18 protein-coding genes are annotated in these 23,196 nt (G+C 57.8%); 6 read left to right on the top strand and 12 right to left on the bottom strand.

The window, feature by feature from the left end; genetic code table 11:
• Window positions 1-52: 52 nt before the first annotated feature.
• Complete coding sequence (locus QUE75_RS05565; protein WP_058090649.1) at window positions 53-244, bottom strand: CPXCG motif-containing cysteine-rich protein; 192 nt, start codon at window positions 242-244, stop codon at window positions 53-55.
• A 6-nt stretch (window positions 245-250) separates the two neighbouring features.
• Window positions 251-1,477, bottom strand: coding sequence for a pyridoxal phosphate-dependent aminotransferase (locus tag QUE75_RS05560; protein WP_058090650.1), 1,227 nt, complete (start codon window positions 1,475-1,477; stop codon window positions 251-253).
• A gap of 204 nt (window positions 1,478-1,681) precedes the next feature.
• Between QUE75_RS05560 and QUE75_RS05555 the strand changes: the two genes are divergently transcribed.
• The gene (locus QUE75_RS05555) at window positions 1,682-2,659 is read left to right on the top strand and encodes a D-2-hydroxyacid dehydrogenase (protein ID WP_286254204.1); all 978 of its coding nucleotides are present in this window, start codon (window positions 1,682-1,684) and stop codon (window positions 2,657-2,659) included.
• A gap of 351 nt (window positions 2,660-3,010) precedes the next feature.
• Here the strand turns inward: QUE75_RS05555 and QUE75_RS05550 are convergent, their stop codons facing one another.
• The 5 genes from QUE75_RS05550 to QUE75_RS05530 all read right to left on the bottom strand — a co-directional run bounded on the left by QUE75_RS05550 (window position 3,011) and on the right by QUE75_RS05530 (window position 10,523).
• Window positions 3,011-4,099 (bottom strand): fatty acid desaturase family protein, encoded by a 1,089-nt coding sequence (locus tag QUE75_RS05550; RefSeq protein WP_286254203.1) that lies wholly within the window; start codon window positions 4,097-4,099, stop codon window positions 3,011-3,013.
• Window positions 4,100-4,455: 356 nt separating this feature from the next.
• The gene (locus QUE75_RS05545; RefSeq protein ID WP_058090659.1) at window positions 4,456-5,121 is read right to left on the bottom strand and encodes a LuxR C-terminal-related transcriptional regulator; all 666 of its coding nucleotides are present in this window, start codon (window positions 5,119-5,121) and stop codon (window positions 4,456-4,458) included.
• 41 nt (window positions 5,122-5,162) lie between these two features.
• Complete coding sequence (acs, locus tag QUE75_RS05540) at window positions 5,163-7,112, bottom strand: acetate--CoA ligase (RefSeq protein WP_286254202.1); 1,950 nt, start codon at window positions 7,110-7,112, stop codon at window positions 5,163-5,165.
• Between the two features lie 301 nt (window positions 7,113-7,413).
• On the bottom strand, window positions 7,414-8,952 hold the full coding sequence (locus QUE75_RS05535) for a fatty acyl-CoA reductase (protein ID WP_286254201.1): 1,539 nt from the start codon (window positions 8,950-8,952) through the stop codon (window positions 7,414-7,416).
• A 254-nt stretch (window positions 8,953-9,206) separates the two neighbouring features.
• Window positions 9,207-10,523, bottom strand: coding sequence for a MinD/ParA family ATP-binding protein (locus QUE75_RS05530; protein ID WP_061332256.1), 1,317 nt, complete (start codon window positions 10,521-10,523; stop codon window positions 9,207-9,209).
• A 227-nt stretch (window positions 10,524-10,750) separates the two neighbouring features.
• Here QUE75_RS05530 and QUE75_RS05525 point away from each other — a divergent pair, with 227 nt between their 5' ends.
• From QUE75_RS05525 to QUE75_RS05510, 4 genes are all read left to right on the top strand, one after another.
• Entirely contained in the window at window positions 10,751-12,727 is a 1,977-nt protein-coding gene (locus tag QUE75_RS05525) for an HDOD domain-containing protein (protein ID WP_286254198.1), read from the top strand.
• A 21-nt stretch (window positions 12,728-12,748) separates the two neighbouring features.
• Complete coding sequence (locus tag QUE75_RS05520; RefSeq protein WP_286254196.1) at window positions 12,749-14,926, top strand: EAL domain-containing protein; 2,178 nt, start codon at window positions 12,749-12,751, stop codon at window positions 14,924-14,926.
• A 234-nt stretch (window positions 14,927-15,160) separates the two neighbouring features.
• On the top strand, window positions 15,161-15,814 hold the full coding sequence (locus QUE75_RS05515) for a class I SAM-dependent methyltransferase (protein WP_061332259.1): 654 nt from the start codon (window positions 15,161-15,163) through the stop codon (window positions 15,812-15,814).
• A 45-nt stretch (window positions 15,815-15,859) separates the two neighbouring features.
• Window positions 15,860-16,867 carry a DUF2156 domain-containing protein gene (locus QUE75_RS05510; protein WP_061332260.1) on the top strand — a complete coding sequence of 336 codons (1,008 nt, stop codon included), beginning with the start codon at window positions 15,860-15,862 and terminating at the stop codon, window positions 16,865-16,867.
• Here QUE75_RS05510 and murI read toward each other — a convergent pair.
• Window positions 16,845-17,690 carry a glutamate racemase gene (gene murI, locus QUE75_RS05505; protein WP_374787270.1) on the bottom strand — a complete coding sequence of 282 codons (846 nt, stop codon included), beginning with the start codon at window positions 17,688-17,690 and terminating at the stop codon, window positions 16,845-16,847. The two genes, QUE75_RS05510 and murI, sit on opposite strands and share 23 nt — an antisense overlap.
• Window positions 17,690-18,520: an NAD(+) diphosphatase gene (gene nudC, locus QUE75_RS05500; RefSeq protein WP_061332262.1), complete on the bottom strand. Its 831-nt coding sequence runs from the start codon at window positions 18,518-18,520 to the stop codon at window positions 17,690-17,692. Before nudC ends, murI begins: the two co-directional genes overlap by 1 nt.
• A gap of 140 nt (window positions 18,521-18,660) precedes the next feature.
• Here nudC and plsB point away from each other — a divergent pair, with 140 nt between their 5' ends.
• Complete coding sequence (gene plsB, locus QUE75_RS05495) at window positions 18,661-21,132, top strand: glycerol-3-phosphate 1-O-acyltransferase PlsB (RefSeq protein ID WP_286254191.1); 2,472 nt, start codon at window positions 18,661-18,663, stop codon at window positions 21,130-21,132.
• 29 nt (window positions 21,133-21,161) lie between these two features.
• Here the strand turns inward: plsB and QUE75_RS05490 are convergent, their stop codons facing one another.
• The 3 genes from QUE75_RS05490 to tsaB form a co-directional block, all read right to left on the bottom strand.
• Window positions 21,162-21,986: a class I SAM-dependent methyltransferase gene (locus tag QUE75_RS05490; protein WP_106693536.1), complete on the bottom strand. Its 825-nt coding sequence runs from the start codon at window positions 21,984-21,986 to the stop codon at window positions 21,162-21,164.
• A complete protein-coding gene (locus tag QUE75_RS05485) occupies window positions 21,986-22,360 on the bottom strand; it encodes a hypothetical protein (RefSeq protein WP_061332265.1) in 375 nt (124 codons plus the stop codon). Before QUE75_RS05485 ends, QUE75_RS05490 begins: the two co-directional genes overlap by 1 nt.
• 103 nt (window positions 22,361-22,463) lie before the next feature.
• On the bottom strand, window positions 22,464-23,168 hold the full coding sequence (gene tsaB / locus QUE75_RS05480; RefSeq protein ID WP_286254189.1) for a tRNA (adenosine(37)-N6)-threonylcarbamoyltransferase complex dimerization subunit type 1 TsaB: 705 nt from the start codon (window positions 23,166-23,168) through the stop codon (window positions 22,464-22,466).
• Between the last annotated feature and the right edge of the window lie 28 nt (window positions 23,169-23,196).

Genomic DNA, 23,196 nt, shown 5'->3' with positions numbered 1-23,196 from the left:
CGGCAGGCATGCCTTCCACGCAAGCCGTGTTGATTAACGATTGGTGAGGGAGTCAGTCGTTCTCAGCACGGGCCTGCACGGTTGGGGTCAGCCGTTCATCAAACGTTACGGTCAGCACGATGGGCTGACAGCACACCTGGCAATCCTCGACATACTCCTGTTCAGCCACCGAAGGGTCGACGCTGATTTCCAGCGTCTCCCAGCAGTAAGGGCATTGAACGAGAACTGAATCAAGCGCAGACATGCGAGCTCAGAACTGCTGCTTGGCCATCCAGGGGATGATCCGGTCGAACGCCTCTTCCATCCGCTCACAGGTCGTCGAGAAACTGAAGCGCAGGGCATTGGTGCAGTGCTCACCGAAGGCGTCACCCGGCACCACACATACCCCGGTTTCCTTCAACATCCGGAGCGCCAGATCAGAACCATCCACATGGGGCGGCAAATCCGGAAAAGCGAAGAACGCGCCGCCGGGCTTGTAGCCGGTCAGATAGGGAGTCTGGTCGATCAGCTCCACAATCTTGTCCCGACGCTCGCGATAAATATCCACCATGTCGCGCACGCACTGCTGGTCTGCCGTCAGGGCAGCCACACCGGCAAACTGCGACGGTGTATTGGCCACCGAGGTGGTAAACATATGGTAGCGCCTTAGCGACTTGATTGCCGCCTGGCTGGAGATGACCCAACCAACCCGCAAACCCGCCATGCTGTAGGTCTTGGAGAAGCTGCTGATGCACATGATGTTATCCAGATCCATAGAACAGTTCAGGACGCTGGCAAAATCATCATCATCAAAGATCAGGTGGTCATAGACCTCATCTGCGTAAACCTGAATCCCGCGATAGGCGCACTCCTCGAGAATCGTCTCGACCGTACTGCGGGGATACACCGCTCCGGTCGGATTGTTGGGGTTATTCAGGATAAGGGCGAATGTCCGTGCCCCCATGGCCCGGATCACATCATCCGGGTCCAGCTGGTGGTTGTTCTCAGCCCGGGTGGGCACAAACTTCACCTCACCGCCGGTCATCCGGATAAGGGGTGCATAGAGCAGGAACGACGGGTCCGTCACGATAAACTGCCGACCGGGCGCCGAAGTCGCCGAAATGGCCAGGTACATGGCCTCGGTGGCACCGCTTGTCACCAGAATATTGTCGCGGGTGAGCTTGCGATTGTAGCGCTTGCCATAGTAATCCCGCAGGGCCACCAGCAGTTCCGGCAGGCCGGCATCCATGGTGTAGCCGGTTTGGCCGGCGTTCAGCGCGTCAATGTAGGCATCAATAATATGCTTTGGTGTTGGCAGGTCTGGCTGCCCTATCGACAGGTGAATCACATCCTTCATGGTGGATGCCATATTCACCAGCCGGCGAATCCCCGAAACAGGAATGGCCTGCATGGCCGGGTTCCAGCTGGCCTTGGTCTTGCGGTACTTCACTTTCCGCGGCTTGGTCTCGCCGGTATCCTTGTTCGCGGATTCCGCCATACGCACCTCCCGATAACAGGGTAAATAAAGACCTACCCCTGCAGGTTAGTCAGTAAAAATCGGCGGTACAAGGCCCGTGGGACTAAAGACTGAACAAACCCGCCGAGGCAATGGATCCGTCAAGCCAGGTTGACCCACACCCACTCGCCTACCAGACTACAACGATGGACTAAAACTAATCGTTGCGATTCCTGCGGAGGTGAAATGACAGCGTCCAACAAACCGGTTGTCACTGTTCTGACAGCGCCTGGCGAGGCACCGCCTCCCGGCATCGAAGCCGTTCAGGCCAGGGCGGAAGTTCGCTTCGCCTGCGATGAACAGACACTCCGGGACACCCTGCCCGGTACCGATGTCATGATGGTGACCGATTTCCGGACTGAAGCTCTGGAAGCCGCCTGGCCAACCGCAGACCGGTTGAAATGGATTCACGCCACCAGTGCCGGTGTCGATGCACTCATGTTCCCGGCGCTGATCAAAGGCAACGTTACCGTGACCAATGCCCGGGGCATCTTCGACCGGACCATTGCGGAATATGTGCTGTGCAGCATTCTGATGTTCGCCAAGGATTTCCCCCGGTCCATCCGCTTACAACTGAAGCACGAGTGGAAGCATCGAGACACGGAGCGGGCCGAAGGCAAGCAGGTGCTGGTGGTGGGCGCCGGCTCCATCGGCCGCCAAATCGGCCGACTGGTTAACGCCGCAGGCATGCATGCCCATGGCATTGCCCGCACACCCCGACAGAAAGACCCGGACTTTGTAGCGGTGCACGGCAACGATGAATTGTATGACCAGCTGAGCCATGCGGACTTTGTGGTGATTGCCGCACCACTGACACCGCAAACCGAGGGACTGTTCGACAGCAAGGCGTTTGCGGCGATGAAGAAGTCGGCCAGGCTGATCAATATTGGCCGCGGGCCCATTGTGAAGACGGATGATCTGATCCAGGCGCTGGACGACGGCGAAATTGCCGGCGCGGCCCTGGATGTGTTCGAGGAGGAGCCGTTACCGGAGGATCATCCGCTCTGGGAGCGGGATAATGTGATCATGACGGCGCATATGGCGGGCGATTTCATCGGCTGGAAGCGGGCGCTGACGGACCAGTTCCTGGAGAACTTTGACCGCTGGCACAAGGGTGGCGAGCTGTTCAACCTTGTTAACAAGGAGCTTGGGTACGCTGGTTAACCTTTGTGATCGCCGCTCTGGTGCTTTGGCGTTTGGTTTAGAGCCCGGAGCGGCTAACCGGTAGGGCTTTCCAAAACACGCTCCTTCGGCACATCCATGTGACGCTTCGGCTCCGCCATCCCTGGCTCCGCAGAGTTTTGGAAAGCCCTACCGGTCATCCGCTCCTACGAGCTAGCCGTTCGGGGTGCCTCCAGCTCGCTTTGGTTCGAATCCACCGATGCCGTCAGATTGAGCGTGTTGGGGTGCGCCTTCCAAAACCTTGCAGAGCCAGGGATGGCGGAGCAGAGCGTACATGGACGTATTCACAGCGTGTTTTGGAAGGCGCACCCCAACACGCTCACACTCCCAAGCTTAAACCCGGTTGGCCGCAGAAAACTCCCGCTGCAACGGCAACAAATCAAAAACGCGAGTCTCGTCGTTGGGGTCCACCAGCTCTGTGGCGGACTTGTATACCCGAGGCGTGGTGTAGAGCATTTTCAGGGCCTTGCCATGAGGCATCGCCATATAGCGCTCAGGCTCATTCTCCTCCAACCACTTCCGGACCCGCGGTGCCATGTTGTGGGCCATCTTCGGAAAGAAATGGTGTTCGATGTGATGACTGAACCGGAAATGCAATCGATCAAGAACCGGGTTGCTGCGCAGGCTCATGGAGTTATCCAACGGATTGTTTGTGGGCGTCTGCGGCCGCAGGAAGTGATTGGTCAGGATATAGCCCTGCCCCAAGGCATTGGCCGTCATGAACGGAATCAGCACCGTGAACACCGCCAGCGGGCCTGAGACAACCGCCAAAGCAACCCACAACGCCAGACACAAGAACACCTGAGCAATGGCCAGATTGCGGTTAAAGCCCTTGAACTGCTTTCGATGTTTCGCCTGAATCCACAGCACCAGTTGGGCGTGAAAAGTGAACGAATAGGTCAGGAACAGATAGCTGTACCAGGTGCCTGAACCCGGCGCCAGCTTGTGGAACTTCTTCTGCCCGGGATTGGTTTTATAACGGCGCAGCGTGCCGAAGCTGTCCGGATCTGTATCTCCGGTGTTGGTGTTACCATGATGCACCACGTTGTGCCACTTACGCCAGAACTCCGGCGGCACCATCAACGGACCAAACCCCAGCCAGCCAAAAAAATTCTGCCAACGCCGGCTCATGCCCAATGCCCCGTGCAACACCTCATGAGCCAACAAAGCCTGGCAGCCAATGGTATGCCCCACCAGCAACGCCAGGCCAAGATTGGCATACCACGGCAACCCCGCCATCAGAATCGCCGCCAGCCCACCCCAGATAACGGCCTGCAGAGGCAAGAACCAGATAACCCGCCAGGTCTGGGTCTTGAACGTATCAGCGGGCAGCTCCTTCTTCATCCGGTCCCGAAGCTCCCGCTCGTCCGGCTTACCATACACCACGGCCTCCGCCGCTCCCGGTTTCACTGCTGCGTTCATTTTGCACCTTTGCTTAGTTGAATTCCGACAATAGTAAATTTACAGCGTACATGTGTGCGCCGAATTTATAACAAGAAAATCAACCAAACAATGGCTACAGCGGATTTTTGTTAATCATTCCAGACATAGGGGGTTACATATGTACTCTAAATTCACTGCCGGACTACGGGGGAGAAGGCTGGAGGGCTTTTCTGAAACCCTGCGGAGCCATGGATGGCGGAGCGGAGCGTACACGGACGTATTCACAGCGTGTTTCAGAAAAGCCCTCCAACCTTCTCCCCTCCACCAAAACTCGAGAACAAAAAAACGGGCGCCCGAAGGCGCCCGTTCTCAATACATCTGCTAAAAGCTGAATCTCAGCCCCCCGAGAGCGACTGCTCCGAAGGATCAAGCTCCATCTGCTGAATGGCAATCACCGCCTGAGTCCGGTTACGAACACCCAGCTTGCGGAACACCGCCGTGATGTGCGCCTTGATGGTAGCCTCAGACACATCCAGATCATAAGCAATCTGCTTGTTCAGAAGCCCCTCAGCCAACATACCCAACACCCGGAACTGCTGCGGCGTCAAAGACGCCAGGCGCTCCGAGAAATCGGTGGATTCAGACTGCATCCGCTCAATCTTGTCGGCTATGCCCTCAGGCAGCCAGACATCGCCTTCCAGAACCGCCTGAATGGCCAGGGTAATGGTTGGTAGCGGTGCACTCTTGGGAATAAACCCGGAGGCACCGTAGTCAATCGAGCGACGCATGGCCTGCAAGTCTTCGGAGCCAGACACAACCACCACCGGCAACCCCGGATACTGGCCTCGCATGAACACCAGCCCCGAGAAACCATGGGCACCCGGCATATTCAGATCCAGCAGGATCAGGTCTGCATCCGGGTGCGACTCTACCGCCGCCTGCAGTGACTTGATGCTGTCGACCTCTACAGTCTCGACATCCGGCACCGCCTGATTGACCGCTTGTTTCAATGCAGCCCGAAACAACGGGTGATCATCAGCGACGATAATTGTTTGTGTCATTCAACAGATTCCTCACAGGTTAGGGCTGTCAGCCGCCGGCGTTACTGGAACGCCCGGCTGCTGATCAGATCATCCACTACGCCCGGATCAGCCAGGGTAGACGTATCACCCAACTGATCGTGCTCGTTAGCAGCAATCTTACGCAAAATCCTGCGCATAATCTTGCCAGAACGAGTTTTCGGCAGTCCAGGCGCCCATTGAATCACATCCGGAGACGCAATCGGGCCAATTTCTTTACGAACCCACTGAACCAGCTCCTTCTTCAGCTCGTCCGATGGCTCCTCACCCTGTACCAGGGTCACGTACACGTAGATGCCCTGCCCCTTGATTTCATGGGGGTAGCCAACCACCGCAGCCTCGGCCACCTTGTCATGAGCCACCAGAGCACTCTCAACCTCGGCAGTACCCAGGCGGTGGCCGGACACATTCAGAACGTCATCCACACGGCCAGTGATCCAGTAGTAGCCGTCTTCATCGCGACGGGCACCGTCGCCGGTGAAGTACATGCCCTTGTAGGTGCTGAAGTAGGTCTGGATGAACCGCTCGTGATCACCGTAAATGGTGCGCATCTGACCCGGCCAGCTGTCCAGGATGACCAGGTTACCCTCGGTCTTACCTTCCAGGATGTTGCCTTCGTTATCCACCAATGCCGGCTGAACGCCGAAGAACGGCTTGGTGGCGGAACCCGGCTTCAGGTCGACCGCACCAGGCAGCGGAGAAATCAGAATGCCGCCGGTCTCGGTCTGCCACCAGGTGTCCACAATCGGGCACTTGCTGTTACCAATGACCCGGTGGTACCACTCCCACGCCTCCGGGTTGATCGGCTCACCCACCGAACCCAAGAGTTTGAGGCTTTCGCGGTTAGTGCCGTCCATACAGGACTCACCCTGGGCCATCAGCGCACGGATGGCGGTGGGCGCGGTGTACAGGATGTTGACCTTGTGCTTGTCGACAACCTGGCCCATGCGGGAGCTGTCCGGGTAGTTGGGCACACCTTCAAACAGCAGGGTGATGGCGCCATTGGCCAGCGGGCCGTACAGAATGTAGCTGTGGCCGGTTACCCAACCAAAGTCGGCGGTACACCAGTAAACGTCACCGTCGTGGTAGTCGAACACATACTGGTGGGTCATGGAGGCATAGACCATGTAACCGCCAGTGGTGTGCAGAACGCCCTTCGGCGCACCGGTGGAACCGGAGGTATAGAGCATGAACAGAGGGTCTTCCGCGTTCATCGGCTCCGGCTTACACTCGGCCGGCGCATCTTTGATCAGGTCTTCGTAACGAACGTCACGGCCTTCGGTCCAGGGGACTTCTTTGTTGCCGGTGTGGGTAACCACGATCACCTTGTCGACGTTGGCGTCCTCCTCGTGCTTGAGCGCGTGATCCACGTTCTTCTTCAACGGGATGGCACGGCCACCGCGCAAACCTTCATCAGCGGTAATCACAAAACGGGATTTGCCGTTAACCACCCGGGCCGCGAGTGCTTCCGGGGAGAAGCCACCGAACACCACCGAGTGAATCGCACCGATCCGGGCACAGGCCAGCATGGCAACCGCGGTCTGCACGATCATCGGCATGTAGATGGTGACCACATCACCTTTCTTAACGCCCTGGGCTTTGAGCGCATTGGCAAACTTGCAGGTCTCTTCGTAAAGCTCCCGGTAGGTAACGTTACGGGATACCGAAGGATCGTCACCTTCAAAGATGATGGCCGTCTGATCGCCGCGTTTCTCCAGGTGGCGGTCCAGACAGTTGGCGGAGGCGTTCAGTACACCATCTTCAAACCATTTGATGGACAGGTTGTTGTAATCGTAGGTGCTGTTCTTGACCTTGCTGTAGGGCTTGATCCAGTCAAGTCGCTTGCCGTGCTCACCCCAGAACGTATCCGGGTCTTCTACTGACTGGCGATACATTGCTTCATACTGCTCTTTGCTGACCAGTGCACGCTCGGCAACTTCCGGACTCACCGGATATACCTGTTTATCAGTCATTGTGCTCCCCCTTAATCAGAGTCTGTTGTCATTGTCGGTTTTTTTAAATTCAGGGTGGTCGGGCGATTTTTGCCCTTAAGACAGATGCATGTAGTTCAACATGTGTGCCACCGCACAATGAATTAGACTAACGTCCTAACCTACCGCCATTTTCGGGCTAACCTGTTCAGCAATGCGTCGATCAAGGCAGGGCTTAGCAGCTTTAACAGCGGCTTTATCAAGAATAGTTGCAGATCGGGGAATGGCAAAACATGACGTGGGGAGAGCAGGCCCGGCCGCTGGCCGGACCCAGGAAGGATGATCAGGCAGCTTTTTTGCGCTGCTTGGTAGCCCGAAGACTGTAGACCTTTCTTTCTTTCAGGGCATAGCGGTTCAAACCCGCCAGGTGGATCTTGCGCAGATAGACTTCCCAATCAATTTGGCGTGCATCCACCGGGAAAAGCCCCTTGTCGACCTCACCCATTCTGGCAGACAACGCCTGCAGTTCATCGTTGTGGAAGATGTAATCCGGGGCTGTGTAAAAACCAAAAATAGTGGCCAGTGACTGGGTGGTATCCAGATTCTTGAGCATTTTCAGGTCACGGGAATTACCCAACAACTTCAATACCTTGTCTGTCACACTCAGGGGCAGGCGCACACCGCTGACCACCAGGTCAAACAGGGTACGGTTAACCGCAATGAACGGCTTGCTGGGCTGCCGGTAGAACAGATGATCGTAGGCGGCGTAATTGGCTTTGGATTCCGCCATCAGGTGGTCGATGAACTGCCCCAGTGAGACCGGATTGGAGCTGCCACTGCAGCATTGGTAGATCCTGCGCCGACCAGGTTCTGCCAGGGCTTCGGAAAGCGACAAAACAATCGCATTGGCCACCAGGTCCACCGGAATGACATCAATCACACCCGAGCGCTTACCCGGGAACAGGGTCACCTTCTCCCGGGCATAGGCCAGGATAATGGCATCCGCTACCTTGACCCCCTCAATCCAGCCAGGGGCAGGCTCTTCCAGGGCACTTTCAATGATGGAGGGCCGAACAATGATCAGGCTGCGGCCGTTCAGCGCCTTCATCAACAGCTGTTCGCCCAACCACTTGGTAAAGGTATAAGTGTCGCTCCAGCCGTAGCGGTTTGCTTCCCGAATACCCAGATCCACCAATTTCTTTTCAAGGGTTTTACCAGAGTAGCGGGCGCGAACATCGGCAATCTTGTCTTGCAGTAACTGCACCAGCTCTTCAATCTCGTAATACCCCTCGCTTGAGCGGGGAACTGACTCACCTGCGGGCTTGATCACCGATTCGGTGACCGGCCCGGAATTCATGCCGTTAACATAGCAGGTAGACACCTGCAGAACTGCCAGCTCCGCATTCTCTCGGGCCAGCCCGGCGATATTCTCAAGACACAGGGTGTTGATCGTCAGGGCTTTGTCCAGCTCCTCCCGGAAGTTCACGCTGGCAGCAGAGTTGATCACGGCATCCAGTTCTCCGGCCAGTTTCTGCCAGGCGTCCTCACCCATACCGAAACAAGGTTCCGTCACTTCACCGGTAATGCAATGAACCCGCTCTTCGAGGAAGGTTTCAAACCAGTCCGCATCGACACTCCTCAAGCGATCAAATACCGATGACGTGGCAATCTCATTGTCAAAGCGGCTGCGGGCATCAGGATGACGTTTATTGCCCCGAATCAGCAAGTAAATGCCACCAATGTCCGGGACGGACCTGATCAGCTTCTCCAGAACCACCTTTCCCAGGAAGCCGGTGGTTCCGGTAATCAGCACCCGCTTGCCGCGGAGCTGCCCGAGCACCTTCGACGAAGACTCTTTTTGATTCACTTGCTGGTTTGCCATGGTAGAACTCCTTCTCTGAGATCGATGTCACCAGCGATCAACGCCGGTCAAAAGTCGCGGGGGGCCGGTTTCCTTTGCCCCGACATGTATGCATCCGTTTTGCATCCGCCTGTCAGAGCTGCCTGCATAATGCGGGCCACGATTTCGTTCAATTCTTGCACAATGATCGTTACAGGGCGGTGACAGACTGCAAAATTACGACACATAAATCCTTAAAAAAATGACCAGCAAGTGGGCACATACTCTTGGCTCGTTCACGATCGGGTAGGATCCCTGCCTGCCAGTGAACGCAAGAGGTCATCCAGGGAAACATCCGAAGGTTTCTCCCGCAGCACACGAAGTAATTGATCCTGCTCGCCAAAACTGACTCGATCGTACAGCGGTCCCTCCACCCCTTGGGGCAATGCAGCAGGCTCTGGCTGAGCCGAGGGTGACGCCAGATCCTCGGCCAGGTGCCGCAGGTGAGCCGCCAGCCTATCCCGGTCAACCTGGCGCAGATGCTCCCATTTCATTGATGCCAACCCGGTTTGTACGATCTCCACGGTATCGGCATCAGGGTTGCGCCCCAACAGTGCAAAAAGACGGGTAAATGCGTCATACCGGAGCATGGCATCGTCCGGCTTTGCCGCCAGCAATTTTTCCAACTGCCCGACCAGGGCCCGACATTGCTCGCCGACGGATTCACCACCGGGAATGGCGGCTTCAGCCTGACCGGCTTGCCGGCGCGCGGCCTGATGCCAGTAAGCCGCTATACCGGCTTTGCGCCGAGGCAGTGCCGCCAGGTGAACATTGAGCATTTCCGCCAGGGTGTGAAACTGCCGGCATGAGGGGTCAGAGGTGGGCAGCAGGGTCACAGGGTGTTGATTGAGCACGGACTGCCGAAGTGTTTCATCCCGCCAAAGTGCCCCCAGGTAATGCAATGTCCACTGCAGATGCCGCTGGCAGGCACCGTTCAGACGCTGGAACACCGATCTTGCCTGGCTGGCGCCTTGTGCCATGTTGACGATCACGGACGGCCTGCGCCTGTACCCTCGGCGCTTGAGAACTTTCATTAGGGAGAAAGCATCGGTGAGTGAGGCTGGGTCAGGGGTTACGACCACACAGGCCAACTCTGCCGCTGCGATCATATGAAGACCTACAGTCTGCAGTCCTGATGCCGTGTCAATAATCACATAATCGTAACAATGCTCCAGCTCATGCAGCGACTTCAGGAGCTTCAGGCTGTCTTCGCGGGTCATCTCCATACACGTCTGAACCCCGGAGGCACCTGGAACAATGTCCAGCCCATAGTGGGTTTGCAGTATGGCATCAGCCAGACCACACCGGCCGGCAATCACATCGGCAAGCGTGCGTTCCGGATAGAGCCCCACCAGAAGACTCACGTTGGCAAGGTCTGTGTCCGCGTCCAGCAACAGCACTTTCTGCCCGGCTTTGGCCAGGGCAAGCGCCAGATTGACGGCAACGGTGGTCTTTCCCACTCCACCTTTACCGCCTGTTACCGCGATGGTTCTTGGTTGGCGCAACTTTTGCCTTCCCTCGTAGCTTGAGCAACCGAAAACAGACGAATCCATAGGCTTGTCACTATAAGCGACATTTTAACCTGTAAAAAGGGTACACATATCACAGAGTTGAAATACCCTGCTTAAAAAATCAGCAATAAAGGTTTAACACAGGTGGATTATTGTCTAAGCTCACTGACTTATAAGAAGAATGAACACCCTGTCATAAAACTCTGATACAGAACAGGGAACCTTGCCCCGCAAACACAATGGCACGGAGCAAGGACAAAGGGCGCGCGATGACTAATGCGATGGATATTGCAGCTGATCTTCAACTACCGAGCCTGCCGGAGGTAACCCTGCGGGCGCTGAAAGCATGTCATGCCGGAGACAGTTACCGCGAGATCAGCCAGATTGTCGCCACGGACACCGCACTCGTCGCCCGACTTCTGTCATTGGCCAACTCCGCCCTGTACAGAAGTAATCCTCCCATCCGCTCCGTTGAGCAGGCACTGCTTCGCCTGGGCACCCGCCGCTTCCAGACCCTGCTGCTGACATCGGCATTGCGACAATTGCTATTTGAACTCGGCGGCGACGAGTGGCAGCAACTGAGGGATTTCTGGCGCCACTCTCTGACCACAGCCCTGACCACCCGGGCCCTGGCCACACTGACACGCTATCCGAGCCCTGAAGAAGCGTTCCTGCTTGGCATGGTTCACAACATTGGTGAACTGATCGCCATCAAGACCCAGCCCCAGGAACGCAAACAGGACATCCTCAACCACCAGAATGAGATTGCCGCCCATTTTGTAACCGTATGGGGGTTAGGACCGTTGGCGGCAGACGCCATGCGATATCAGCAGTCGCTACCAACCCAGCTCCGGGACGCCAGCCACCTGGTGAAACTGATCAGCCTGTCGACCCGGCTTGCCCTCTCAGATTCAGCGGGCATTGCTGCTGCAGGAACGATCTTTGGGTTGCAGGAAGACCTGACACGGGAAATCTGCGACAGAATCAACGAAGAAGTAGCCACCATGGCGGCCTCCTTCGGAATTCCTCTGGACACCGCCTACCAAAGTGAGGAAGGCGCCCGGCAGCTCAGGCAAACGCTGATACACCAGGCGATCGCCAGCAAAACCCTTGAGCTGCGAGCCACAGACAGCGCGACCCCGTGCGATCTGATCGCCAGTACCGTCAGCAGTCTAGGCGTCCTGACCGGACTGCCGGCCCTGTGCTTTGGCCCCGAGGCAGAAGAGCTCAGGCTGCTTTCCGGTACCGGCACCAACCTTCCGGACCTGCGCCTGTCGCCCCAGCCTGGCGGCAGCGTCCTGACCGATGCGTGGAACGGCGGCACCCTGGTCAGCCTGAACGAACGCGAGCCCAGCGTACTTGACCGACAACTGCTGGCCATTCTGAGAACGCCGTCTCTCCTGGCGATTCCTGTTCAACAGGGTGGGCAAAAACACGCGATCTTTGCCTTGGGCACGGACTCCGAATCAATGGAGGTCACTACCCAGCTGGTTCGGCTGTTCATCCACGAGCTTACCCAGCTGATTGAAAGTCAGACAACCGAAGGGCCAGGCGTCGACAGCCAGATCGCCCACGACCGGATACGTCGCCAGGTACATGAAGTCAGTAACCCCCTGACCATCATCAAACAGTACATTTTCCAGCTTCGTGCCCGGATGCATGACGAGACCGTTCAGGAAGACCTCGACATAATCCAGGAGGAACTGGATCGGGCAGGCTACCTTTTGCTGCAAATCAGCACCGGCGATGCACCCGGCACTGCCAGTGGTACAGACCTGAACCGGGAACTTGAAAGCCTTGCCCGCATCCTTCAGGACAGCCTGTTCAACAGCAACGACCGCACCCTCAAACTGAAGCCATGCCGTGAGGACACCCAAGTGCAGGGCAGCGCCTCTGCGGTCCGGCAGATCATCATCAATCTGATCCGCAACGCCGTTGAGAGCCTGAGGCCCGGCAATGGCGAGATTTCCCTGAGTACTGCGGCACCAATATTCCAGAACCAGCGCCGCTGGGTTGAATTACAGATTACCGACAATGGCCCCGGCATTCCCGAGGCCGTCAGGCGCAACCTGTATGCGCCGGCAGCCAGTTCGAAGGGTCAGGGCCACAGCGGCCTTGGCCTGAGCATTGTCAAGCAGCTGATTGATGACATGGAGGGCATCATCGCTTGTCACACGGGGCAGGAAGGCACTACCTTCCGGATTCTGCTCCCGGCGGCAGGCCACAACAAGCATGGTACCGACTGACGAATTAGCGGAAGCAGACCAATGGCATTAGAGCAGAGCAAGCAGCCCTTCCATGGGTCCGAACCGGCCAGGATTCTGATAGCCGATGACGAACCACGCCTCCTGGCCAGCCTGGCCAAGTTACTGAGAGGCCGAGGTTTCGAGGTAACCGAAGCCAATGGCGGAAAGCAGGCTTGTGAACAACTGGCCGGGAAGGCCTTTGACCTGGCACTGCTCGACCTCAACATGCCAGACACCGATGGTTTCGCAGTGATGGAGCGCATCGCCAGCCAGCAGCCAGATTGCGGTGTGGTTGTGGTCAGCGGCGAAGGATCTTTCGGTACCGTCAGTCGGGCATTGCGCCGGGGAGCCCTGGACTACATACGCAAGCCGTTTGATCCCGAGGAACTGCTGACCACGGTTGAGGGCGTACTGGGCAAACAGTCTCTGATCAAAGCCCACGAAATGATCCAGACCCGGTTGGAGAAATCCGAAGCCCTGCACCGCTACATCGTCAACAGTTCACCGGATATCGTATTCATGCTCGATAAAACCGGCCATATCTGTTTCATCAACAACAAGGTGGAAAGCCTGCTGGGCTATCAGCCTTCGGAGCTCTGCGGTCGTCATTTCGGGCACATTCTGGACGACCGGGACGTGGCCAGGGGCACCTATGCCCTGCAGGGGCCGGATATCTCGGTGGATAACCCCAGAACGCTGGAAGTGCGCCTGAAAACCCGAGGCAGTAGCAAGGCAACCCGGCATTTCGAAATCACCGCCTTCCCGGTAGACCCGCAAACCTGGCCCCAGACCGGCGACACCCGGGGTGGCTCGACCACCCAGCCGGCCCGTTATTACGGCATTGCCCGGGATGTAACAGAGCGCAAGGAGGCCGAAGCGTTCATCAATTTCCAGGCCTACCACGACCTGCTCACCAGACTGCCCAACCGCGCCCTGTTCAAGGACCGCCTGGAGCTGGCCATCACCCAGGCCCGGCGGGCCAAGCAAAAACTGGCGGTTATGTTCCTGGATCTGGATCGGTTCAAAGTGGTCAACGACACCCTGGGCCACGCCATGGGTGACCGCCTGCTACAGGCCGTCACCCACAGGCTCGAGAAATGCCTGCGGCGTGGCGACACCCTGTCGCGCTTCGGTGGCGACGAATTCACCCTGCTGCTGCCCTCGGTAAACAGCCCGGAAGACGCCCGGGGCATTGCCAGGAAACTGATACAGACCCTGAAAGATCCTTTCCAGCTGGGTAACCACGAAGTCTTTGTGGGGGTCAGTATTGGCATCGCAGTGTTCCCGGATGCTGGAAACTCCATGGACCAGCTGATCCAGAACGCGGATATTGCCATGTATCACGTCAAAGCCCGCGGTAAAGATGGCTATCGTTTCTATTCCGACAGCATGAGCATCAATACCGCCAACCGGCTCAGCCTTGAGCGGGATTTACGGCTGGCCCTGGAGCGAGACGAACTCAGGGTGTTCTACCAGCCTCAAGTCTGCTCCAAGTCCAACCAGGTGGTGGGGCTGGAGGCTCTGGTGCGCTGGCAACATCCGGAACGGGGGCTGATCTATCCGGGCGACTTCCTGCCACTGGCGGAAGAAACCCGGCTAATCGGCAAGCTCAGTGAGCGGGTGCTGGACCAGGCCTGCAGAGACGTAGGACACTGGATCAACAGCGGGCATCCGAACCTGCGCCTGGCAGTCAACCTGTCACCCAGCCAGGTAGAGCATCCGCGCTTTGTCGAGACATTGCTGGAGCAGGTCCAGTCCCATCGTTTTCCTGCCGGCAATCTGGAAATCGAGATCACCGAGAACGTGATCATGAACGATCTGGAACAGATCAGCCGGAAACTGAAAGAACTGGCGGATTGCGGTGTACGCATCGCCATTGACGACTTCGGCACCGGCTACTCCTCCCTCAACTATTTGCACCGGTTGCCCATCCACACCCTGAAAGTGGATCAATCCTTTGTCAGGGCCATTCGCAGCGGAGAGGACGGCGCCTGCATAGTGAACGCCATCGTTGCCATGGCCCACGGCCTGAAACTGGAGATCGTCGCAGAGGGCGTGGAAACAGACGACCAGCTCAACTACCTGACAAGCCTGGGCTGCCATCAGGTGCAGGGATTCTTCTACGGCCCCGCCCGACCAGCGGCCGATATTGACCGGCTGCTGAGCCGCGATGGCCTGGCCTTCGCCCACACCGGATAACCGGTTTTCGATTGTAGGGCACTCCTAACTAAAACATTGACCCGGTTTGCAAAGTGTTTCGATACGTTACTTTGTGTATCTGGAATTGCGCAGTACTGCACATCTTTGAACTCACCCCTTCTCTAAGCTCAGGTTATCAGTAACCGATCACCGGACTGTCCGACAGGCTGTCGGAATAACAATCACAATAACGGTGACGTTCAACCAGCGAACAAGAAGAAGGCAGCAGTCATCATGCGCGACAAGTACAAGTACATCGGCCCCGTCTATGACTTCCTGAGCAACCTGTACAGCGGCAAGAACATTCACCGCTGCAAAACCGCCATGCTCGACGTGGAGACCGTCAAACCCGGTGACCGCATCCTGTTTGCTGGCGTTGGGCACGGCCGGGACGCCATCCGCGCCGCCGAACTGGGCGCCGATGTGACCGTGGTCGACTTGTCTGAAACCATGCTCCGCAAGTTTGCCGATGCCCAGCAGAAAGAAGCGCCGAACCTGACCATCCGCCGCATTCACAGCGACATCATGAAGGTGAACGAGTTCGAGCAGTACGACATGGTAGTGGCGAACTTTTTCCTCAACGTGTTTGACGAAGACATGATGGTGAAAGTGCTGGAACACCTGATTCGCCTGGGCAAGGCAGACGCCAGCGTGGTGGTTGGTGACTTCTGCTACCCGACCGGCAACATCCTCTCCCGCATGTTCAAGAAGCTTTACTGGTACATGGCGGTGTTCATCTTCTGGCTGTTTGCCAACAACGCCTTCCACAAGATCTACAACTACCCGGAACACATGCAGCGCCTGGGCCTTCAGGTTACCGAGAAAAAGCATTTCAAACTTCTGAACATGGATTGCTACTGGTCGATTCTTGGCCGCAAGCAAGCCTGAATCTCTTCCGACTCAAAATAACAACAGGTTACCGGGAGCTTCATCATGTCAGATCAGATTCTTGCCCTCGACAACATCAGGGAACTGGCAGACGGCCAGTTCAGCTTCGCCGAGCGCGTCAACTACCTCAAGAAATACGGTCAGCACTCTCAGTCGTTCTCAACCCTGCAGCCGGGCATGCAGTATTTTGATGTGCCGGGTATGGGCTACATTGCCTATATGCGCAAATGGGGCGGTACCTTTGTCCTGTCCGATCCAGTGAGCGCACCCGAGCATTTCCCCGCCATGCTGGAGAAGTTCCAGCAGACCTTTCCCAACGCCTGCTACATCCAGGTTTCGAAATCGGTGGTGGATTTTCTACACCTTCGCTTCGGCCTGTATGGCACCCAGTTTGGCTGCGAATCCCGGATTGATCTCAAGTCCTGGTCTCTGACCGGCAAGAAAAAGCAGATTCTGCGCACTGCACTGAATCAGGCTGAGAAGAGTGGCATTACGGTCATGGAGCGGTTCAGTGACGACCACACCCGAGAAATCTCCGAGGCCTGGATACGCACCCGCAAATGCAAGAGCAACGAGATCCGCTTCCTGATTCGCCCCATGGAAATGGACTACCGGGAAAACGAGCGACACTTTTACGCCTACCAGGACGGCAAGGCGGTGGGCTTCATCTATTTTGATCCGATCTACCGCAACAACGAGATCATCAGTTACGTACCGAATATCTCCCGCGCCAACGCCGATTTTCGACAGGGCATTTTCTACACCCTGATGGCCCACGCCATGGACACCTTCAAGGCCGAAGGTGTGCCCTTCCTGGACCTGGGCCTGATTCCGCTATCGCTGGACCAGGCCACCGAACACCAGGAAAGCCGATTACTAAAACGTTTGATGCACGGCATCTACGAGAAAGGCAATTTCCTATACAACTTCAAAGGCCTGGAGTTCACCAAATCCCGCTTCCGGGGTGACAACTTCAAAACCTACTGCTGCCATAAACGCGCTATTCCGGCTCTGGAATTCCTCGCCATGTTCAAGCTGACCCGGCTGTTGTAGCGCCGGGCCAATGCTCACAGACCCGCGCCACTGAAATCCCCATTTCGGCCATGAACAGGGCAACATCCGGCGGGGCGTCCCCGGTAAAGCGGGCCTCTGACACCACGCCACCGGTATCCGCTCTGGGTGTTTCCGCTGCCGCCAAACGCCCGGATTCACCCAGCAAAAAGGCGACCCGGCGAGCGATGGCGTCACCGGAATCCACCCATGCAGTGACCCCCGGCAGGCTTTTCCGGAGCCAGGGTAACAACAGCGGATAGTGAGTACAGCCGAGCACTACGGTATCGACACCCGCCTCACGCAGTGGCGCCATAGCCGCATCCAGTTCTGCCTGGGGCGGTTCTGCGCCTTGCACCAGCTGCTCTGCCCAGCACACGAGCCCAGGGTGGCCAAGCCGCACCACGTCGCAGTCACTGGCAAACTCGGCAATGAGCTTGTCCAGATAGGGTCGCTGTACCGTTGCCGGCGTTGCCAGTAGCCCAACCCGACCATTTACGGTGCAGGCGGCGGCGGGCTTGATAGCTGGCACCACACCCACAACCGGCAGCTCCGTCATGGCCCGCAGGTGCGGAAGCACCACCGTGCTGGCGGTGTTGCAGGCCACCACGATGATGTCACAAGGCGACTGTTGCAGACTTTGCCGGATCAGAGAGCAGCAGCGCTCAATCACCACCTGTTCGCTCTGACCGCCGTAGGGAAAACCAGCGTTGTCCGCCAGATACACCAGGTCCGCACCGGGAAGCGACTGGTGAATTCGGGCAGCCACGCTGAGCCCGCCAACCCCGGAATCGAATACCAGCACCCGAGGAGACGCCCCGGCCATCATCCGGCATCGCTCCCATTCTCGGCAATTTCCTGTTTCATGGCACTGATCAGGCGGCCGGCAATGGTGGTATCGGGCGGAATGGGTGGATGATCGTCGGCACTGAACCAGCCGGCATCCGCCAGCTCATCTTCCTGCAGGCTGAGTTCGCCACCCTGAAAATCGGCAAAAAAGCCCACCATCATCTGATGGGGAAAAGGCCAGGGTTGGGAACTCCGGTAGCGGATGTTGCCAACGTCCAATCCGGTCTCTTCTTTTACTTCCCGGGCCACGGCCTGCTCAAGGCTTTCCCCAGGCTCGACAAAACCGGCAATCAGGCTGTAGAAATTCCGGGTCACCCTGGAAGACCTCGCTAGCAGGAACTGGCTGCCGCGCCGGATAACCACAATCACACAGGGTGCGATTCGGGGATACCAGGGAATATTGCAACGGCTGCACCAGCGAGCCCGCTCCCGGGGATGTGATTCGGTTCGCTCTCCACAGCGACCGCAAAAGCGGTGATCCTGCCACCACTGCAATACCTGGAAGCCGGTACTGAGCAAATCTGCAGGCGCGTCGGGTGACACCAGCAGGGCGTCCCTCAAGGTAACCAACTGGGCACCAGGTAGCCCGGAGTCTGGCAAGGTACAAACAAACAGACGCCGGCCATTCCAGGTACCCAGTGCAAGGGCCTCCGGGCGACTGTCGCCCATTTCCGGACCGCCCCAGGCCAACAACCAGCCGTTATCCGGCTTAAGGACATTGTTTCCGGAAAACGCCAGAAGCAGGTCCCCCTGCACTGGGGCGTCCTCATGCCAGCCCGGCAACCACTGCTCGCTTTTGCTCACCATGCTTTTGCCTTATCAGCAACCGTTTGTCTGAGCGGCAATGTAACACATCACATTCACTACCAAGAATCTGTATACCGCTTTCCGCACCCGCCTCAACCCGTTAAACTTGGCGCCTGTTTCCAGTACCGGAGTAACATCTTATGCGACTTTATCAGGGCATTCGCAGCCTGATCCTGTCTCTTTTCCGCAAGATCCTGTTTTTATGGGTCAGGACCGATGTCAGCGGCAATACCCTGGAGGCCCTGGGGCTCGATCCGGACAAACCGGTGTGCTATGTGCTCCAATACAGCTCGTTGTCCAGCCGCCTGGTGCTGGAGCAAGAGGTCATCCATGCCCGACTGCCCGGCGCAACCGACAGCCTGCCCGTAAAAAACGGGCCGGCCCACTCCTTTTTCTATCTGTACAAACGCATTGGCGGGCCGTTCAGCGGAGGTCGGCAAACCCCGGTTCCCACCAAAGAGTTCACCGGCCTCGTGCAGTTTGGCCTGGAGCATCCCGAACAGGACGTACAGATTGTTCCTGTCTCATTGTTTTGGGGCCGTTCTCCGGATAAAGAGAAATCCCTGGTCAAGCTGTTGTTGTCAGACACCTGGTCGGTTGCCGGGCGGCTGCAGAAGTTCCTGATCATTCTGGTGCATGGTCGCAACACCTATGTGCAGTTTAACCAGCCCCTGTCACTCAAGCAGGTGGTCGACGAATACCGGAACAACGAAGAAAAAGCCAAGCGGAAACTCGCACGTATTCTGCGTACCCATTTCCGCCGGGTTCGCCAGGCGGTGCTGGGGCCTGACCTGTCTCACCGCCGTACTCTGGTGGAAGGCCTGGTGCGCACCCAGGCTGTCAAGGAAGCGATAAGGGAAACCGCCGCCAAGGACGACATCCCGCCTGAAAAGGTTCGCGCCAAAGCCTACAAGTACGCGGACGAAATTGCCGCCAGCATGTCCATCGTGACCATCCGGTTCCTGGAACTGGCGCTGGCCTGGCTCTGGAACCGCATCTACAACGGCATCGCCGTCAACAACATCAAGGTGGCCAAGGAAGTCGCCCAGGACCATGCCGTGGTCTATGTTCCCTGCCATCGTTCGCACATCGATTACCTGTTGCTGTCCTACGTGTTGTACAAGAACGGCCTGATGCCACCCCACATTGCCGCCGGCATCAACCTGAACATGCCCATTGTTGGCCCTATCCTGCGCAGGGGCGGGGCTTTCTTCATGCGCCGCAGCTTCCGGGATAACCCGCTGTACGCCACGGTTTTCAACGAATACATGCACGTGATGTTCACCCGCGGCTACTCGGTGGAATACTTTGTCGAGGGCGGCCGCTCCCGTACCGGGCGCATGCTGCCACCACGTCCGGGCATGCTGTCGATGACCGTGCGCAGTTTCCTGCGGGATCACCGCAAACCCATCGTCTTCGTGCCGGTTTACATCGGTTATGAGAAAGTGATGGAGGGCCGCTCCTACCTGGGCGAGCTGCGCGGCAAGAAGAAACAAAAGGAGAGCGTCTTCGGCCTGGCCAAGACGGCCCGGAAACTGACCAACTCGTTCGGCCGGGTAGCAGTGAATTTTGGTGACGCCATACCACTGGCCGATGTTCTGGACGAAGTCCATGAAAGCTGGCGCAGCGAGGCTTACGACGCCGAGTACCGGCCCTCCTGGCTTACCGAAGCGGTGGATGGACTGTCCAAGCGGGTAGCCAGCAACATCAACGCTTCGGTGGCGGTCAACCCGATTGGCATGACCGCCACCGTTTTACTGGGCACCGAGCGCCTGGCCATGGATGAGGGGCAGTTGATCAGATTGATGGACCAGTATGCCCACTTGCTCAGGGCCTACCCGTACGCCAACACCGTCACCTTGCCAGAGGGTTCTGCGCGGGACTGGGTTGCTTACTGTGAGAACATGGGGCTGATCACCCGCCAACCCCAGAAACTGGGCGATATCATTGCCCTGGAAGGCGCCAACGCCATTCTGATGACTTACTACCGCAACAACATCCAGCACCTGTTTGCACTGCCGGCGCTGATTGTCAGCCTGTTCGAGAACAAAACCAGCCTGCGCAGAGACAAGGTTCTGTTCCTTACCAGTGTTGCCTACCCTTACCTGCAGTCCGAACTGTTCCTGAAATTCGGTCAGGATGAAGTGGAATCGGTTATTAACAAGTGGATCGACGTGCTGATTGATCAGGGCTTGGTTATCCAACTGGATGACGAGCGCCTGGGTCGCCCCGAAGAAGGCACCGAAGCCATGCTGCGGGCCCGCATCCTGTCCCGGTTTATTATCCAGACCCTGGAGCGCTACCACATTACCCTGGGCATTCTGCGCAAGTATGGTTCGGGCAAACTGACCGCGGCGGAACTGGAAGAGCAAAGCACGCTGCTGGCCGAGCGGATGTCTATCCTGTTTGGCCTTAATGCGCCGGAGTTCTTCGACAAAACCCTGTTCCGGAACTTCATCGCCAATATGCAGAAAACCGGCGTGCTGACCACCGATGACAACGGCCTGCTTTGTTACGGAGAAGGTCTGGATGAGGTGGCCGAAGATGCCCGGCTGGTATTGAGCGTTGAGAAAAGACAAGCCATTCAGCAGGTCACCATGCTGGATGCGTGAGTCTTTGAGGCGGGCCGGCCCGGGTTATCTCAGGCCGGCAGCGCCTTGATGGAATAGATATCGTATCGGCTGCTTTTACCTTCCAGCCGCGTAGTGGGCTCCGGCCCCGCCACCGCGGGCGCCTTCCGGGGGCGTTTCACAACCACCCGGTAACGGGCACAGGCCAGGGCTGCGGCAAGCAGCTGTTCAGAATCGTCATCGTCTCCCACAACCTGCCGGAACACCTGCATTTCCTTTTTGACCAGGGCGGCTTTGTCCCGGTGGGGGAACATCGGGTCCAGATACACCACATCCGCCGCATCCTTGCCGGCGCTCTCAAGCCAGTCAATGGAACTGCCGGCTTCAAGCTGCATGTGCGCCACCAGGGGCGCGCAATCGATATTCAGTGCGGCCCTTGCCAGGCCATCTGCCAGCAAGGCATGGATCACCGGGTTTCGCTCCAGCAGGGTTAACCGGCAACCCAAGCTGGCAAGCACGAAAGCGTCCTGGCCGAGGCCGGCAGTGGCATCCAGTACGTGCAGCTGGGCCCTGGTTTTCTGCAAACCAACCGCCCGGGCCACCAACTGGCCGGTACCGCCGCCATGCTCTCGACGGTAGCCCATTTTGCCGGTCACAAACTCCGCCCGCACCGGTCCTGGCGCCCCTTTGCCGGTCAACTGGAGGGCAAGCCCTTCGTCGTCCATGTACAGCAGCACCGGAAATTCCCGGACCTGTTTGGGTTTGACGATACCCAGCCAACGCAACTCCAGCTCTTCCGCCAACTGTCGTGCAGCCATCTGGTCACCCAGCGGGCTGCAACCAACGGCAACGGTCGCCGTCAGGGAGTGGCAAGTATCATGGGAAGGGTTTGGCATCAGACGAGAATGTCGATACCGGAAATAACCGAGCCACCCTCGAATTCCTGCCCGGCGGCGGCCACACCGGCAAAGGTCGAAAGCGCTCTTGAGGCTGGCAAAGGCAGCTCGTCGGCGCGGAATCGTTCAAGCCGGGCATCCTCAGCGGCCCTGCGGGCTTCAACGCGACGATCGGTCGCTTCACTAGCCGTCTGGTTACCGGGAGCAGTATCCCGGCTTTGCTGGGGCGCATTCAGGTCACGGCGAACCGACTCGGCGCCGGGGGCCTGGGGAGAAGCGGCCGGGGACCTGGCGACATCGGTACGCTCTCGTGCCGGGTTGTTGTTACCCGTTTGAATCAGGGAGGAATTGGCCGGATTAATACCACCGATCATAATGCGCAACCACAGAAACGGTTCAAGTGTGTTGCTGCATTATGGAAGAACCAGGGCCTCTTGGAAAGGCAGGCGGCAACATTTCTGATCAGAAAACGACCTTTCACGCACGACCGGGCAGTTTCTTCCAGGCCACTTCATCCCGGATATAGACCGGCTGCGCCAGCTCCGCCGGCACCGCGATACCATGGCGAAAATCCTGTTCTGCCAATCGTGCCACCATGGCGGCCCGGGGCACCAGGGTGTCATCCACCGCTCTGATCCGGCAGACCACCACTTCGGGCATATCGCCCTTTAATGTCCAGCCCTGGCCGGCACCAGTCCAGTTCGCTGATACGTCTGAGTCCGGCAGGCTCACCGCCCCGGGCGGGCAGACCCGCTCCTCGCCGATCAACACCGGCAACCCCTGCCGACACAGGAAGGTACCCCAGTACACTTCGCCCATACGGGCATCAAAGGCCACCGCAATGTGTTCACCATCGGCCAACTGGTGCTGTTCAATGGCGTCCAGGGCGACAGCCGACAGCGACGACACCGGCACAACCGGTAAGTTAAGCCCCCAGGCCAGCCCCTGGATAACCCCGGTCGCAATACGCAAACCGGTGAAGGAGCCCGGGCCACGGGCAAAAGCCAGGGCGTCAAGATCGTTCGGGGAAAGCCCCTGTTCGGCGAGCAGTTCGCGAACCATGGGCATTAGAAGGCGGGTGTGGCCCCGTGGGGCCAGTTCAAACCGCTCGCTGATCTGGCCATCCAGCCATAGAGCGGCGGAGCAGCCCTCAGAAGACGTATCCAGTGCTAAAAGCTTCACAGAATCAAGCCTCCCGGGCTACTCCGGT

This window comes from Marinobacter shengliensis (genome assembly GCF_030297115.1).
In the GTDB taxonomy this organism is placed as follows: Bacteria; Pseudomonadota; Gammaproteobacteria; order Pseudomonadales; family Oleiphilaceae; genus Marinobacter; species Marinobacter shengliensis.
Note: the sequence above shows the minus strand (reverse complement) of the source record. Positions and strands in the feature narration are given on the sequence as shown.